This window comes from Flavobacterium sp. (assembly GCF_044341185.1).
Classification (GTDB): domain Bacteria; phylum Bacteroidota; class Bacteroidia; order Flavobacteriales; family Flavobacteriaceae; genus Flavobacterium.
Genome location: NZ_JBIISE010000008.1, coordinates 14,441 through 28,718, shown reverse-complemented (window position 1 = coordinate 28,718; position 14,278 = coordinate 14,441). Strand labels below are relative to the sequence as shown.

The following is a 14,278-nucleotide window of genomic DNA, read 5'->3' as shown; positions in this document are numbered from 1 at the left end:
GTCTCAAAGTTATCGAGACGGATTTTTGTATTTATATTATGAAATTTAAGACAACTTACTAATAAACTTTGAATAGGGATCTTTAAACTGAAAGCCATCTTCGGTTCTTTCCTTTGAAAGTTTTTTATATTCAACTAAAGCCCAAAGTATAAATTCTTTAAGGAAATACTTATCTGAAATTGGAATTTCTGGTTGGTATTTTTGAATTAATTTTTCTAAAGGCTGTACCTCATCTAGGATGTTTTTATAGACTTCATCGGAGCAATCATCCGTCAATTCAAAACCAGATTCATTGAAAAACCATTCCGTAATTTCGGTATAAGGTGTAGTTACATCTTGTTTCTCCAGTTTTTCAATTTTAGGAAAATAACCTGGGAAAAAAGTATGGATCGCATTGGCAATTAAATATTGCGCTACTACTCCAGCACCTTCTTGTTCGCCTTCGTAAACCAATTCTACTTTTCCAGTAATGGCTGGGATAATTCCTAAGAAATCAGACAAACGAACCGTTGTTTTTTCTTCTCCATTCATTAAGGCTCTGCGTTCGGCGGTACTAATCAAATTTTCATAAGCGGTAATGCTCATACGCGCTGAAACCCCACTTTTCGCATCAATATATTCGGATTCTCTTGCTTCAAAACCTACTTGCTCCAATAAATCTTTTGCTAAATTTGGAACGTGTACTAAAGACGTTTGATTTTCATCTAACTTTGCTTCTTGTGTAGTTATAATTTTAGCAATTTCAATAGTTTCTGGATAATGCGTTAAAATTTGAGATCCAATTCTGTCTTTTAATGGGGTTACTATACTTCCACGATTGGTATAATCTTCTGGATTTGCAGTAAAAATAAATTGCAAATCTAAAGGCATTCTTAATTTAAATCCACGGATTTGAATGTCGCCTTCTTGTAAAATATTGAATAACGCTACTTGAATACGCGCTTGTAAATCAGGTAATTCGTTAATAACAAAAATACATCTATTCGCACGAGGAATCATTCCAAAATGAATTACACGTTCGTCTGCATAGGATAATTTTAAATTGGCCGCTTTTATTGGATCTACATCACCAATTAAATCCGCCACAGTTACATCAGGAGTCGCTAATTTTTCGAAAAAGCGTTCGCTTCTGTGTAACCAAGAAATAGGGGTATCGTTTCCTTTTTCAGCAATTACATCTATTGCAAAACGAGAAATTGGGTGTAACGGATCGTCATTAATTTCAGAACCAGTAACAAACGGAATGTATTCGTCTAAAAGTTCGACCATTTTTCGAGCCAAACGAGTTTTTGCTTGTCCGCGTAATCCCAATAAATTAATATTATGACGTGATAAAATAGCACGCTCCAATTCTGGAATTACAGAATTTTCAAAACCATGAACTCCAGTAAATGTTGGTTGTTTGGCTAATAGCTTATTTCTTAAATTGGTACGCAACTCCTCTTTTATATTTTTAGATTGATATCCTGATTGTATCAATTCCCCTAATGTTTTTATGTGTATCATAGTAGTATTTTTTACCGCTAATTAGCAGGTGCTGTTTTTATGTAAGTTCTTTAATTTGATATTACTTATTTCAGTTTCTTTTTTCTGTTAGCTTCATAATCTTGAAAAATCATTTCTCCTAAACCACTTAAACCAGTGTAGAACGCTTTTCCTTGATTGGCTTCAGTGAATTTATCTACAAATTTTTGCAAATAGGGATCGTTGGCAATCATAAAAGTAGTAATTGGAATATGTAATTTTCTGGCTTGAGCGGCTTGCGTGTAGCATTTTTCAACAATATACTCATCTAAACCATTACTATTCATGTAATACGAGCCATCTTTTTCTCGAACACAGCTAGGTTTTCCATCAGTAATCATAAATATTTGTTTGTTGGTATTGCGTTTTCTTCGCAGCATATCCATTGCTAATTGCAAACCTGCAACGGTGTTGGTGTGATAGGGTCCTACTTTTAAAAAAGGTAATTCTTTTATAGAAATAGGCCAAGCATCGTTACCAAAAACTAAAATATCAATGGTGTCTTTCGGATAACGAGTAGTGATAAGTTCCGCTAGTGCCATTGCTACTTTTTTGGCAGGAGTAATTCGGTCTTCGCCATACAAAATCATACTGTGCGAAATGTCTATCATTAAAACGGTACTCATTTGCGATTTATAGTGCGTATCTTCAATTACCAAATCATTTTCAGTAAGTTGAAAGTCGCCTATTCCATTATTAATTTGTGCGTTTTTTAGACTTTCCGTTAATGAAATTCTATCTAAAGCATCCCCAAAATTATAACTTCTAAGTTCGCCCGTAAGTTCATCGCCACCGCCAAGTTGTTTCGATTTGTGATTGCCACTACCCGATTTATTTAAATTCCCAAATATTTGATCCAAAGCGGCTTGACGAATAAGACGTTCCGTTTTTGAAGTAATAGTAACCTCTCCTGTTCCATCGTCTGTTATTTCTTCACGGATGAATCCTTTTTTCTTTAAATCTTCAATAAAATCTTCAATAGAATAGTCTGGAGTGGTCAATTTATATTCGGCATCAAGTTCACGAAGCCAATCTATAGCTTCGTCAAAATCGCCAGATGTATGAACAATTAACTCTTTAAAAACACCAAAAAGTATTTCAAACGGTGTCTTAAATGGCTTTTCATACGATTTAAAATAAAACCCTTTTTTCATGTCTTAAAATTACAAGGATACTTTTAAATGACAAGAAAACGAATGCTAATTTTTAGTTAAAACTAATAAAACTTACCGTCCACATAAAACCAATTGTTTTGGAAAAATATAAACGTTGATTTTTCGTGATGAATTTGAGGTGTTTTGTTTTCATCTAAAAAGTAGGCTTTAAATTCTACTGTATTTTCAGTACTGTTTAGAATTTCTAATTTTTGCCAAGTATTTTGTTGTGCCCAAGCTAAAATATCTGATTTATTCGTATATTTTTTTTGAGAAATATGTGTGGTATTGTATAAATATTCGGCATTATGAATACAAAATGCTGTAAATCTGGATCGCATTAACTTTTCAGCATTGGGAACAATTAAGTGGTCCTGAATATAAGGCAAACAACATTCTTGGATGTTAATTTGGCTGCCACAAGGGCAAAGTTTAGGGTCTTCCATTTTGGATTTTAAGTACTAAATGTTTCAGTAAAACCTGATATTTACTTAATTCAATTAAATGGTCATCTGACACCACTTCATCTATTAAATTCTCCACTTCCTCACTCACTTCAAGCAATAAAAGTTGGGCGGTATCCCAATCTTTATTCGCTAAAAAATCAATAATTGTTTGAACTTTTGGCTTTAAATTAACTAGTTGTTGAGAATGCATTATTGGTTTTTAAGCGATTGCTTGTATTGTTCTAATATAGATGCTTTTTTAGCTGCAGACGTTTGTTTTGTTTTTTGTATTTTCTTTAAATGATTGTCCAATTGCTTTTTGTGCTTGTCTTTATTTATGGCGTTATTTCTTCCCATGTTGCAAAATTTTCTTCAAATTTACGAAACTTTCATTGGTATTGCTCAATTCGCATAGCATTTTCCTCTTTATTTCTTCGAAATCATCAAAAATTAAGTATTTCGCCCAAGAAGAATCATTTAATACAATTTTGATTTCTTTAATCCTTTTCGCTGTATCCGATGCGTTTCTTAGTAATTGATGGGCATAATCCGGATGGTCTTTATGATTAAAATGGACGTCGTTTTTTTCTACATTTATTTCAATAAAAAACAATTTTTCAGTTTCATTATTTGGATAAAAATCAGTCCATCTAGCAAATCCAACAATTTCTATTTGATTTTTATAGTCCGAATTAGTTATCAATCGCCAACGGCAATTGGCGGCTCTTCCCCAATGATTGGATTTTCGATAAACACCTATTTCTGTAAAATAATAAGCACTACCAGAAGCACTTTTATAACCCAATTTCAAATCTGCCACAGCAGTATCTTCTACTTGTTTAAACATGCAAAACGTATGTTTGTGAAAATTAGTACGATTGTACATTAAAATTCTCCTAATTTTAGTTCCCAGACTGTTTTTTTGTTAGAACCAAACGACTTTTGAACTGGAAAAAAGTATACTTTTTGAGTAAAATTATACGTTTTAGTTACTGATTTGCTTGTAACTAACAATTGATATTTAACATTGAAACTATTTTCGTTTACAGCAATGTTTTGAATGTCATTAACACTAACTACTAACTTATACTCTTTACAAAATCGCAAGGCTTGCACAAGTGTTATTTTCTGATTTGAACCTGTAATAAAATCTTCAACTAAAACGTTATCTGATAAAAATAGTTGCGTAATAGTTGTGTCTAATTCCTTATGTAAATCGATAGCGTCCGATTGACTATACATCGCTAAATAAGTATAAAAATCTGTTATTAGCTGCTCGCTTTGACTCGCGTAAGCTAAAATAACTTTAGTATTAAAATTAACAGCAATTGAATTGGAATTGATTGTTTTTTTGGAAACCTCTTGAGTTAATGAAACCGCCTCTTTCTGAGATTGATTTCTATCGGAACTTTGTCCAAATAAAAATATTGGAAAAATTAATAAACTATAATAAATAATTTGTTTCATTTTATTCTGTTGTTAATCTTAAAAAAGATATTTTATTGTCATTTTCTTGTTTCAACTCTACAATTTTTAATTTTTTCAATGACGCAGTAGGTAAAATTACTTTTTGAGAAAATTCTTGTTTATTAAAATATTCAGCTCCTAAATTATTTTGTAACATCACCATTACTTCTAAATTATCAGATAATATTTTGTTTAGTTGTTCTTTTCTTGTTTGCCAATCTTTAATGTCGCTTTTCATAAAAGCTTTTAGCATCATAGCGTAATCATTTGGGTTTAGTTCTACTTTAGCTATTGGTTCATTCGGCAAAATAGTAATTACTTTTGGCTTGTAAAATGGACTTTTTAGGACTACTTTAGTAGCTTTATCTATATTAAAAGTTGAAGAATTTATGTCAATTTGTTTTTCAACTGTATCCTCAACAAAATAAGCTTTTACTTCTTCTTTTGCAATAGAATCTTTTGTGAAACTATTTTGAAATTCTAATTTTTGTTCCTCTTTTGATAAGAATTTCCAGATAAAGAAACCAGCAATTAAAACACCAAAAACCAATACCAAAATTCCAATTTTATTGCTAAATCCTAATTTAAAATTATTATTATTTTCTTTGATATTACCATTAAACACAAATTCATCCCAACCCGATTTTCCAACATACACACTTAAAATATCTAACATATCCTTTCGTGGTAGTTTTTGGTTTGTTTCAGGTTTCAAATGAGTATATATCCACTTTTCGCTAATCGATTGTTTTGTTATAAATTGAATATCGTCAATTAAATTTAAAATATCTTGAGCACTAAAACTTTTCCAACTTCCATTAAAATAGGGATAGCTATTTTGGTATTGCTCCAAAACGCTTTTTTTAAGTTGATAAAAAAATTCTAAATCGGTCATAAATTGCTTTTCAAAAGTAGTATTCTATTATTTTTTTACTACTGTAAAACTGCTGTAAATGTACTGAAAATACTTTACATTACTAAAACAGTGGTTTTGCAATGAAAAAATTTTGGTGTTGTTATACGTTTGCCTTGTTAAACTTTAAATAAAAATAACATGAAAAATTTAAACAACGCATTCGTAACAATTTTATTAGTAGTAAGTGCAACTTTATTTGCTCAACATTCTGGAAATGTAAATCAGGATGAACTATCAAAAAAAGAAATGAGTGGCAACTTCAATTATCAAAATCCAAATGCGTATCACAATCGGGATGTGCCTACTATTCAGACATCGTATAGTAATGACAACGAAATGGTAATTACCATAAAAGGTATTTACAATGAAAAAGCAAGTAGTCAGAAAGCTGTTTTTAGTGTGTTACAAGTTGGCAAAACCGCTGAAGAAGTTACCGATTTAATGGATGAAAGATTGGAGTCTGTGATGCAGCAATTAAAAACATTCAATGCCGAAATTGAAGTCATTACAGATATGATTTCCTTTGTACCAATGTATGATTATGAAGTAACAAAAAAACTTTTTAATCCAAAAACGTATAACGAAAAACCTAGTGGATTTGAATTGAAAAAAAACCTAATCATTAAGTTTAAGAACACCAACGATTTAAACAAGATTATGAATGTTTGTGCCAAACAAGAAATTTACGATTTAGCAAAAGTAGATTATGTTACCAGTAATTTAGATCATATTAGAGATGTATTACAGCTAAAAGCATCAGAGGAATACAAACAAATGTTGACCAATTATTCTGCCATAATGAATACCGATTTGTTTAAAAAAGAAAAAACATTAGTAGAAGGGTACACTACGTTATATCCTATGGAAAGTTATAAAGCATATACAGCTTATAGCCAAGCCGCAACCAACTTTTCCCCTGATAGTCAAGTTAACAACATTAGAAAAAATACGACACAATTTTACGATGCTTCTTTAGCAAAATCGCACACCTTTGTAGTAAATGCGGATATTACAGAGCCTACCATTCAGATATTTTATGATTTAACTATTAGAATTAAATTACGTGAAGACCAACTTCCAAAAAATACAATTATAAGAAATAATAGATATTATATAATTACTGCAACGGGTGATATTAAGCCACTCGTTTTATAATATTTTTTATCCATATATCAATCCTCAATTTTATTTATATTAAAGTTGAGGATTTTATGTTTATTCTATGATTTTATATATACTAAAAAAATACTATATTTGCGTTTAATAAAAATTAAAACTGAATTTTCAGCCTAACCAATTAGAGCAAAAACAATGAAACAAGTAGTACTATTATTTTCGGCATTAATATTAATTTCTTGCAATAAATTTAAAGTTGAAGGAATAGCAAAAGGAGTAAAAGACGGCACTAAAGTATTTTTAGAAGGCTCTGGCGAAATGGGTCCTATTGCAATGGATACTGTAGAAATTAAAGAGGGTAAATTTGAATTTGAAGGAAAAAGCGAGCTTCCAGAAATTGGAATTATTAGTATTGATGGTGTTATTGATCCACAATATCAATCAAAAAAAGCTCTTCCTTTTATTATAGAAAGTGGTACGATAGAAATTGCTTTTGATATCAAAGACATTCAGAAATCTAGAATTTCAGGAACTACTGACAATGATTTGTTCCAAAAATATACAGATGAATCGGTTATTATTAACAAACCGATTATGGATTTTCAGAAAAACAACAATGACGCTATGAAAAAAGCTATGGAAACTAATGATGTAGCGGTTCAAACGAAATTAAATCAAGAATACGGCAAATTAGCACAGTCTATTTCTGCTAAGTTGGATGCCAAATCTAAAGATTTTATGAAAAACAATCCGAGTTCAATACTTTCAATGTTGTTTTTAGAAAATTACGTTAGCAGAGGAATGATGCAAGGAAAAGATGCCAAAGATGCTTTTGATAAATTAGACAAAAAATTACACGAAACTAAAAGCGGTAAGAACGTAAAAAAAGCATTAGACGCACAATTAAAAGCTGCTGCTCCAGAAAAAAAAAAGTAACTAGAGCACCTGAATTTTCAGCAAAAACGCCAGATGGCAAAACCGTTACCTTAAAAGAATCGTTAGGAAAAGTTACTGTTATTGATTTTTGGGCTTCGTGGTGTGGACCTTGTAGAGCAGAAAATCCAAATGTAGTTGCTATTTATAATGAATTACACAATAAAGGATTAAATATTATTGGAGTTTCTTTAGATGAAGACGCTTCAAAATGGAAAGCTGCTATTGCAAAAGATAAATTAACGTGGACTCAGGTATCTAATTTAAAAGGTTGGGAAGATCCTATTGCAATGGCATATGAAGTTGATGGCATTCCAGCCACATTTATTTTAGATGCAAAAGGAAATATTATAGCTAAAAACCTAAGAGGCGAAGAATTAAAAACTAAAATAAAAGAAACTTTAGGTATAAAATAATAAATAATTTTCCCATTTTATTTGAAAGAATTAAATGGGATTTTTTTATGTTTTTAGTTTTCAGAAGGTTATAAAATAATTTACATATTACCCAAAAATAAGTTTGCAACAATAAAAAACAATTATATATTTGCAATCGAAATGGCCTGGGGAGATACTCAAGCGGCCAACGAGGGCAGACTGTAAATCTGCTGTGAAAACTTCGCAGGTTCGAATCCTGCTCTCCCCACAAAAGCACTTCTAACGAGGTGCTTTTTTTTTGTAGTTATTGGTATTATCTTTAAAAACTACTTTATACACTTTCGATACACTATCTATACACTAACTACGGATTATCTATACACCATCTACGAAGTAACTCTGTTTTTAAAGTACAAAAAAACTGATAAACTTTATATCAAGAATTTTTAAGAATTATTTTTATATTTGTTTAAGAAAGCAACTAAAATATGAAATGGAACGCCAAAATAATAAGCCACAAAGGAACGCCAAGAATTGCTATTTTTTTTGAAAAAGATGCCACATTAATAAGCCGAATAAAAACGTTTGAAAATGCGCTATGGAGTGCCTCTAAACGCTACTGGCATTTACCTGACACGGAGCAAAACCGATTGCATTTTAAACTTCCCTTAGCACCTACTTTACTACCTAACTCAGAAGGAATAGCAAGTATGGAAACTTTTAAACGCTATCTATTATCAAAAAGATATAGCCCAAATACTATAAAAACATATAGCGAAGCATTAAAATCATTTTTAACCTTTTGCAACACAAAAGCTATTAAAGAAATTAGCAATGAAGATGTTATTGCTTATAACAATGATTACATTTTAAAAAACAAATTTTCTTCTTCTTACCAAAATCAAATTGTAAACGCTATTAAGCTTTTCTTCAAAATTGTAAAAGAAACCGCAATTGAAATTGATAAAATACATCGCCCGAAAAGAGAAAAAGTATTGCCTAATGTTTTGAGTAAAGAAGAAATAAAAGCTATTTTAGAAGCACCTAAGAACCTAAAACATAAAGCAATGCTGTCAATGATTTATAGCTGTGGCTTAAGAAGAAGTGAATTATTGAATTTAAAACCAAATGATATTGATTCAAAAAGAAACGTTGTGATAATAAGACAATCAAAAGGTAAAAAAGATAGGATTACACCATTATCTCCAAAAATATTAGCATTATTGAGAGCATACTATAAAGAATACAGTCCAAAAGTTTATCTTTTTGAAGGACAAGAAAAAAATACACAATATTCTGCTAGAAGTTTAGAGGAAGTATTAAAAAAAAGTATTACATTAGCTAAAATAAACAAACCTGTTACATTGCATTGGCTGCGTCATAGCTATGCAACACACTTGTTAGAAAGTGGAACAGATTTAAGATATATACAAGAATTATTAGGACATAATAGCAGTAAAACGACTGAAATTTATACTCATGTGAGTACTAAAAACATTCAGCAAATTAAAAGTCCTTTTGATGATTTATAAAAAAATAATACGCAACAATAGTTGAGCAAAGCCATACAAAAATAGATAGATTAGCTCAACTATTAAACAAAAAACTGAGTATATAAACAAGTTAGGTGCAAGTTTTAAAAATAAAAACCCACCGCACTGGTTTACCGTTAATCTTTGTCCTCATCTTCAAAGTCGTTTACTTTCGGTTTGTTATTCCAATTTGCGATTTTACCGTTTTCATCAATATTTAAGATAATATAATCCCCATAGGAATCTCTTTCTACATCTAAAATATTTGGCACATAGCCATCTTTAGTTAGTAAAATATTGCCTTCTGCATCCGCTAAATGGTAAATTCCATCATCACAAATTTTGTAATGAACATTAGCAACTACTCCTTTTGTCCAATTGGTAATTACACCGCTTTCAATATCAATTATCGGCTTCCATCTTTCGCCATCTCTGCAAGGTATTAAATCACCCTGTTCATCTTCTGTTCCATTTACGGTTGCATCTTCCCAATAACGCACCCCTGCATCTACTAATAATGTTGTAATTTCTACTTCTTTTGTTGTTTTAATTTTCGCTTTCATTTTTATTTGTTTTTAGTTAATAATTCCTACGCTTTTTTATTTTTAAAACCAAACACCTAACAGCACATTGGCGGCATTAAAACGACCGCCAATCTGCAAAACGTTATAAAACCTAAAAAAAGCTGTTTATGGCTACTCGCCATTCTTAGATTATAAAAAGCCAGAAGTTCGTTCTGGCTTTTCTATTTTATATCTATTTTTTTTTTATTCTAAAACAAAGGAAACTGAAACGTTGGATACAATTTCAATTTCGCCAATAGCAAGTGTTTCTCTTGGTTGAGTGGCTTCGCTATCAGCCATAAACCCTTTAGCTAGAAAAACGGGTTGCGGATAATTCGTTTGCGAATTATCGGAAATTGTAATGGCTTTTCCAACTTTCTGTCCTGGTAATACTGAAACGTAATCTTCTGCTTTTTTCTTAGCATTTAAAATGGCTTTTTTTCTTGCTTCGGATTCAAACAATTCCATTTTTGAAGATTTAAATTCTACGCCATTTATTACATTTATACCTGTTTCCATAACATCCATCATAAACGAATTGTATTTAGAAATGTCTTTTAAGGTAACCGAAATAGTTTGATTGGCTTGGTACGAATGTTTCTTTTTTTCGTAATCGTAGTTTTTATACAAACTCAATTGCGTGGTTTGATAATCTGTAACCGGAATTCCATTTTTTTTGATGTGAGCAATAACTTTATCAATCGTTACATCATTTAATTGTTTGACTTCTTTTGGGTCTTTTCCGTTGTTCTGTACACCTAATTGAATAATGGCTATGTCTGGAGCAACTAAAATTTTTCCTTCACCAGAAATGGAAATTTGTGGGGTAAATTTGGTTTGTTCTTGACTCATTCCAACCATAGAGATGAATCCTGTAAGTAGTAAAATAACTTTTTTCATAATTGATAAATTTAGGATAGTATCTTGAAATCAAATAGTATGCCAATTATATTTTTTTGTTTTTTACTAAATACATTAAAACCGCAATTGGAATTAACAAAATACCAATAAAAATTAATCGGGATTGAAACAAACTTGGTACCAAAAGTAATGTTATTAGTAAACCGCCAATAGCACCACCTAGATGTGCGGTATGCCCAATATTATCATTTCTCCCTTTCATACCATAAACGGAATATCCCAAATACAGAAAAGCAAAAATATATCCCGGAATAGGAATGGCAAAAAACATTCTTAACTCAATTTCTGGATATAATAAAATGGCACAATAAATAATTCCTGTAACCGCACCCGAAGCCCCAATTGCAGAATAATAGGGTTCGTTTTTATGTATGTAATAGGTTAATACACTACCGATTAACATACTTCCAAAATAAATAATTAGAAAATTTGTGGTGCTAAATTCTTGAGTTAAAAAATTGGCAAAACTCCAAAAACTAAACATATTAAAAGCAAAATGAAACCAATCGGCATGTAAAAAACCGGATGTAATCATACGAAATTGTTCGCCTGATTTAATTTTTGAAATGCTGAATTTAAAACGATCAAAAAAAGCAACATTGGACAAACCCATAAACGTAGCCAAGGCAGTAATAGCAATAATAATGGTTGAAACAGAATACATATCTAATAATTTAATAAAGCTAAAGGTACTATAAATAATCAAAAATCAATACCAAAAACATATTATGCCATAATTTTTTAAGAAATAACAAAACATGTATATTTGTAAAAAAAACATTCATGCAATTTCTATTATATCTTTTAATTTACCCTTTCATTTGGATAATTTCTATACTACCTTTTCCTGTATTATATTTTTTATCTGATTGTGTGTACTTTCTTGTTTATCGTATTTTTAAATATCGAAAAAGAGTGGTTCGTGGAAATATCGCCTTAGCGCTTCCGCATCTATCTGAAAAAGAAAGAACGGTTATTGAAAAAAAATTCTACGCTCATTTGTGCGATTTATTCCTTGAAATGATCAAAACATTATCTATTTCAAAAAAAGAAATTGAAAAACGTTATACCTTTTCAAATATGGAAGTGTATTATGATTTAGAAAAGAGAGAAAAGAGTATTGCTTTGTTATGTGCGCACTATGCGAGTTATGAATGGGCGGTTTCTATGAATTATCATATTCATTTTAAAGGATATGGTGTGTATAAAAAATTAGCCAATCCGTATTTTGATACATTAGTACGCCAAATTCGTTCTAAATTTAAAAGTCATTTAATTGACAGCAAAGAAACTATACCTACAATGGCTTCTAATTTTAGAAATAAAACGTTTAGTTTATATGGTTTAGTTAGCGACCAATCGCCAAAATTAAGTACTACCCATCACTGGCAAAAATTTATGGGTATTGAAGTTCCTGTGCATACTGGTGGTGAAATGTTAGCTAAAAAATACGATATGAATATAATTTTCTTAAAAACTAAGAAACTAAAGCGTGGGTATTATGAAGCTAGTTTTGAAGTACTATCCGATGGAAATGCAAAAGATTTTCCAAATTACGAAATTACCGATAATTTCCTAAAATTAGTTGAACAACAAATTTATGAGGCACCAGAATTTTATTTGTGGACGCATAAACGTTGGAAGCATATGAGATAAGTGAAAAGTAAAAAGATAAAAGTAAAAAGGTAAAAGTGAAGAGTGAAGAGTAGCAAAGTAAAAAGTAAGCCAGTCTATGTTTACTATGCAAAGCGAAGCTTCTAAATTTATCAATACTTTTCCTATGTTCCTATGTGTTTACAGAAACCAACTTTTCACCATAGCTGCTTCTGGCCTAGTATCGTTTTTATGATTAAAATCGTTTTTAATTGGATTGTAAACATAATTTTCTTGCCAGGTGGTGAATTTTTCTGCTACATCAATAATCGCATCACAGACGAACTGAATTTCTTCTGATGTAGTTGTAGGATGAATGGACATTCTAATCCAACCCGGTTTGTTGGTTAAATCGCCTTCATTAATACTGCAAGTAATAGAATTTGATGTTTCTTGATTTACATTTAACAAATAATGCCCGTATGTTCCGGCACAACTACAACCACCACGAACTTGAATTCCGAATTTATCGTTTAATAATTTTACACCTAAATTAAAATGTAAATCAGTAATGTAAAATGAAATTACACCTAACCTATCCGTGTGTTCTGATGCTAAAATATGTATGTTTTCAATTGGTGCTAATCGTTCAAAAATATAATCTACCAATTCGTGTTCTCTTTCTAAAATAGATTGTACACCCATTTTTTCTTTCAACTGAATCGCAAGCGCCGTTTTCATCACTTGTAAAAAACCAGGCGTTCCACCATCTTCTCTATCTTCAATATTGTCAATATATTGGTGTTCGCCCCAAGGATTTGTCCAAGAAACCGTTCCACCACCAGGGCAATCAGGAATGTTATTTTTATAGAGTTCTTTGTTAAAAATCATCACACCACAAGAACCAGGTCCGCCTAAAAATTTATGAGGCGAAAAGAAAATCGCATCTAAATACGCTTCTTTATCTTCTGGATGCATGTTGATTTCCACGTAAGGTCCTGAACAGGCAAAATCTACAAAGCAAACGCCGTTATTTTGATGCATAATTTTAGCTACTTCATGATAAGGAGTTCTTATTCCCGTTACGTTAGAACAGGATGTAATTGAAGCGATTTTAAAACTTCTATCCTTATATTGATGTACTAATTTTGTGAAATTATTTATAGAAAACAAACCGTTTTCATCTGCAGGGATCACTACCACATCGGCAATAGTTTCTAACCAAGATGTTTGATTAGAATGGTGCTCCATGTGCGAAATAAACACTATAGGCTTAATTTCATTAGGAATAGTAGTATATTCTTTTAAATTTTCAGGAATTCGCAAACCTAAAATACGCTGTAATTTATTTACAACACCAGTCATACCCGTTCCATCAGTAATCAAAACATCATTATCGGTAGCATTTACGTGGTGTTTTATAATATGACGCGCTTCGTGATATGCCATAGTCATAGCCGTTCCTGTAATAGAAGTTTCTGTATGTGTATTAGCTACAAAAGGTCCAAAAGTATTTATTAGTTTTTCTTCAATTGGTCGATACAATCGGCCGCTTGCTGTCCAATCTGTATAAACAATGTTTTGTTCTCCAAACGGCGAAACAAACGATTGATTAATACCGATGATATCTTTTCTAAACTGCTGAAAATACGTTTCTAACTTAGATTTTGTTTCTATTGCATTCATGCTATGAAATTTGTTACAAATATACATTTTATTAAACATCTTATAAAAAT

The 14,278-nt window shown here is 31.0% G+C and carries 17 protein-coding genes and 1 tRNA gene; 6 read left to right on the top strand and 12 right to left on the bottom strand.

Features of this window, described 5'->3' with window-relative positions:
- Nucleotides 1-45: 45 nt before the first annotated feature.
- The 8 genes from ACIQZ1_RS03120 to ACIQZ1_RS03085 all read right to left on the bottom strand — a co-directional run bounded on the left by ACIQZ1_RS03120 (nt 46) and on the right by ACIQZ1_RS03085 (nt 5,486).
- Nucleotides 46-1,506: an AAA family ATPase gene (locus tag ACIQZ1_RS03120; RefSeq protein WP_396158971.1), complete on the bottom strand. Its 1,461-nt coding sequence runs from the start codon at nt 1,504-1,506 to the stop codon at nt 46-48.
- A 65-nt stretch (nt 1,507-1,571) separates the two neighbouring features.
- Nucleotides 1,572-2,678 carry a VWA domain-containing protein gene (locus tag ACIQZ1_RS03115; RefSeq protein ID WP_396158969.1) on the bottom strand — a complete coding sequence of 369 codons (1,107 nt, stop codon included), beginning with the start codon at nt 2,676-2,678 and terminating at the stop codon, nt 1,572-1,574.
- Between the two features lie 62 nt (nt 2,679-2,740).
- Nucleotides 2,741-3,124, bottom strand: coding sequence for a YchJ family protein (locus ACIQZ1_RS03110; RefSeq protein WP_396158967.1), 384 nt, complete (start codon nt 3,122-3,124; stop codon nt 2,741-2,743).
- Complete coding sequence (locus ACIQZ1_RS03105) at nt 3,111-3,335, bottom strand: hypothetical protein (protein ID WP_396158965.1); 225 nt, start codon at nt 3,333-3,335, stop codon at nt 3,111-3,113. The genes ACIQZ1_RS03110 and ACIQZ1_RS03105 overlap by 14 nt, the downstream gene beginning before the upstream one ends.
- Nucleotides 3,335-3,481: a hypothetical protein gene (locus ACIQZ1_RS03100; RefSeq protein WP_291242906.1), complete on the bottom strand. Its 147-nt coding sequence runs from the start codon at nt 3,479-3,481 to the stop codon at nt 3,335-3,337. The genes ACIQZ1_RS03105 and ACIQZ1_RS03100 overlap by 1 nt, the downstream gene beginning before the upstream one ends.
- Nucleotides 3,468-3,971, bottom strand: coding sequence for a hypothetical protein (locus ACIQZ1_RS03095; RefSeq protein WP_396158963.1), 504 nt, complete (start codon nt 3,969-3,971; stop codon nt 3,468-3,470). The genes ACIQZ1_RS03100 and ACIQZ1_RS03095 overlap by 14 nt, the downstream gene beginning before the upstream one ends.
- Nucleotides 3,972-4,009: 38 nt before the next feature.
- On the bottom strand, nt 4,010-4,591 hold the full coding sequence (locus ACIQZ1_RS03090) for a hypothetical protein (RefSeq protein ID WP_396158961.1): 582 nt from the start codon (nt 4,589-4,591) through the stop codon (nt 4,010-4,012).
- A 1-nt stretch (nt 4,592) separates the two neighbouring features.
- On the bottom strand, nt 4,593-5,486 hold the full coding sequence (locus ACIQZ1_RS03085; RefSeq protein ID WP_396158959.1) for a hypothetical protein: 894 nt from the start codon (nt 5,484-5,486) through the stop codon (nt 4,593-4,595).
- Nucleotides 5,487-5,645: 159 nt separating this feature from the next.
- Here ACIQZ1_RS03085 and ACIQZ1_RS03080 point away from each other — a divergent pair, with 159 nt between their 5' ends.
- From ACIQZ1_RS03080 to xerA, 5 genes are all read left to right on the top strand, one after another.
- A complete protein-coding gene (locus ACIQZ1_RS03080; protein ID WP_396158957.1) occupies nt 5,646-6,662 on the top strand; it encodes an SIMPL domain-containing protein in 1,017 nt (338 codons plus the stop codon).
- A 156-nt stretch (nt 6,663-6,818) separates the two neighbouring features.
- A complete protein-coding gene (locus ACIQZ1_RS03075; RefSeq protein ID WP_396158955.1) occupies nt 6,819-7,559 on the top strand; it encodes a DUF4369 domain-containing protein in 741 nt (246 codons plus the stop codon).
- Nucleotides 7,514-7,972: a peroxiredoxin family protein gene (locus ACIQZ1_RS03070; RefSeq protein ID WP_396159031.1), complete on the top strand. Its 459-nt coding sequence runs from the start codon at nt 7,514-7,516 to the stop codon at nt 7,970-7,972. The genes ACIQZ1_RS03075 and ACIQZ1_RS03070 overlap by 46 nt, the downstream gene beginning before the upstream one ends.
- A gap of 148 nt (nt 7,973-8,120) precedes the next feature.
- Nucleotides 8,121-8,201, top strand: a tRNA-Tyr gene (locus ACIQZ1_RS03065).
- A gap of 220 nt (nt 8,202-8,421) precedes the next feature.
- Complete coding sequence (gene xerA / locus ACIQZ1_RS03060) at nt 8,422-9,465, top strand: site-specific tyrosine recombinase/integron integrase (protein ID WP_396158953.1); 1,044 nt, start codon at nt 8,422-8,424, stop codon at nt 9,463-9,465.
- A 137-nt stretch (nt 9,466-9,602) separates the two neighbouring features.
- Here xerA and ACIQZ1_RS03055 read toward each other — a convergent pair whose 3' ends face one another.
- The 3 genes from ACIQZ1_RS03055 to ACIQZ1_RS03045 form a co-directional block, all read right to left on the bottom strand.
- Entirely contained in the window at nt 9,603-10,028 is a 426-nt protein-coding gene (locus ACIQZ1_RS03055) for a hypothetical protein (protein ID WP_396158951.1), read from the bottom strand.
- A gap of 204 nt (nt 10,029-10,232) precedes the next feature.
- Nucleotides 10,233-10,928, bottom strand: coding sequence for an SIMPL domain-containing protein (locus tag ACIQZ1_RS03050; RefSeq protein WP_396158949.1), 696 nt, complete (start codon nt 10,926-10,928; stop codon nt 10,233-10,235).
- A gap of 46 nt (nt 10,929-10,974) precedes the next feature.
- Nucleotides 10,975-11,613, bottom strand: coding sequence for a rhomboid family intramembrane serine protease (locus ACIQZ1_RS03045; RefSeq protein WP_396158947.1), 639 nt, complete (start codon nt 11,611-11,613; stop codon nt 10,975-10,977).
- Between the two features lie 119 nt (nt 11,614-11,732).
- On the opposite strand from ACIQZ1_RS03045, the gene ACIQZ1_RS03040 reads away from it, so the two are divergent.
- Nucleotides 11,733-12,605 carry a lysophospholipid acyltransferase family protein gene (locus ACIQZ1_RS03040; protein WP_396158945.1) on the top strand — a complete coding sequence of 291 codons (873 nt, stop codon included), beginning with the start codon at nt 11,733-11,735 and terminating at the stop codon, nt 12,603-12,605.
- Between the two features lie 138 nt (nt 12,606-12,743).
- Here ACIQZ1_RS03040 and ACIQZ1_RS03035 read toward each other — a convergent pair whose 3' ends face one another.
- Nucleotides 12,744-14,228 (bottom strand): aminotransferase class V-fold PLP-dependent enzyme, encoded by a 1,485-nt coding sequence (locus ACIQZ1_RS03035; protein WP_396158943.1) that lies wholly within the window; start codon nt 14,226-14,228, stop codon nt 12,744-12,746.
- Between the last annotated feature and the right edge of the window lie 50 nt (nt 14,229-14,278).

What these genes read in the sequence shown, in the direction of transcription:
- ACIQZ1_RS03120 (WP_396158971.1), bottom strand. Translation starts at nt 1,506, where the DNA reads ATGATACACATAAAAACATTAGGGGAATTGATACAATCAGGATATCAA.
- ACIQZ1_RS03115 (WP_396158969.1), bottom strand. Translation starts at nt 2,678, where the DNA reads ATGAAAAAAGGGTTTTATTTTAAATCGTATGAAAAGCCATTTAAGACA.
- ACIQZ1_RS03110 (WP_396158967.1), bottom strand. Translation starts at nt 3,124, where the DNA reads ATGGAAGACCCTAAACTTTGCCCTTGTGGCAGCCAAATTAACATCCAA.
- ACIQZ1_RS03105 (WP_396158965.1), bottom strand. Translation starts at nt 3,335, where the DNA reads ATGCATTCTCAACAACTAGTTAATTTAAAGCCAAAAGTTCAAACAATT.
- ACIQZ1_RS03100 (WP_291242906.1), bottom strand. Translation starts at nt 3,481, where the DNA reads ATGGGAAGAAATAACGCCATAAATAAAGACAAGCACAAAAAGCAATTG.
- ACIQZ1_RS03095 (WP_396158963.1), bottom strand. Translation starts at nt 3,971, where the DNA reads ATGTTTAAACAAGTAGAAGATACTGCTGTGGCAGATTTGAAATTGGGT.
- ACIQZ1_RS03090 (WP_396158961.1), bottom strand. Translation starts at nt 4,591, where the DNA reads ATGAAACAAATTATTTATTATAGTTTATTAATTTTTCCAATATTTTTA.
- ACIQZ1_RS03085 (WP_396158959.1), bottom strand. Translation starts at nt 5,486, where the DNA reads ATGACCGATTTAGAATTTTTTTATCAACTTAAAAAAAGCGTTTTGGAG.
- ACIQZ1_RS03080 (WP_396158957.1), top strand. Translation starts at nt 5,646, where the DNA reads ATGAAAAATTTAAACAACGCATTCGTAACAATTTTATTAGTAGTAAGT.
- ACIQZ1_RS03075 (WP_396158955.1), top strand. Translation starts at nt 6,819, where the DNA reads ATGAAACAAGTAGTACTATTATTTTCGGCATTAATATTAATTTCTTGC.
- xerA (WP_396158953.1), top strand. Translation starts at nt 8,422, where the DNA reads ATGAAATGGAACGCCAAAATAATAAGCCACAAAGGAACGCCAAGAATT.
- ACIQZ1_RS03055 (WP_396158951.1), bottom strand. Translation starts at nt 10,028, where the DNA reads ATGAAAGCGAAAATTAAAACAACAAAAGAAGTAGAAATTACAACATTA.
- ACIQZ1_RS03050 (WP_396158949.1), bottom strand. Translation starts at nt 10,928, where the DNA reads ATGAAAAAAGTTATTTTACTACTTACAGGATTCATCTCTATGGTTGGA.
- ACIQZ1_RS03045 (WP_396158947.1), bottom strand. Translation starts at nt 11,613, where the DNA reads ATGTATTCTGTTTCAACCATTATTATTGCTATTACTGCCTTGGCTACG.
- ACIQZ1_RS03040 (WP_396158945.1), top strand. Translation starts at nt 11,733, where the DNA reads ATGCAATTTCTATTATATCTTTTAATTTACCCTTTCATTTGGATAATT.
- ACIQZ1_RS03035 (WP_396158943.1), bottom strand. Translation starts at nt 14,228, where the DNA reads ATGAATGCAATAGAAACAAAATCTAAGTTAGAAACGTATTTTCAGCAG.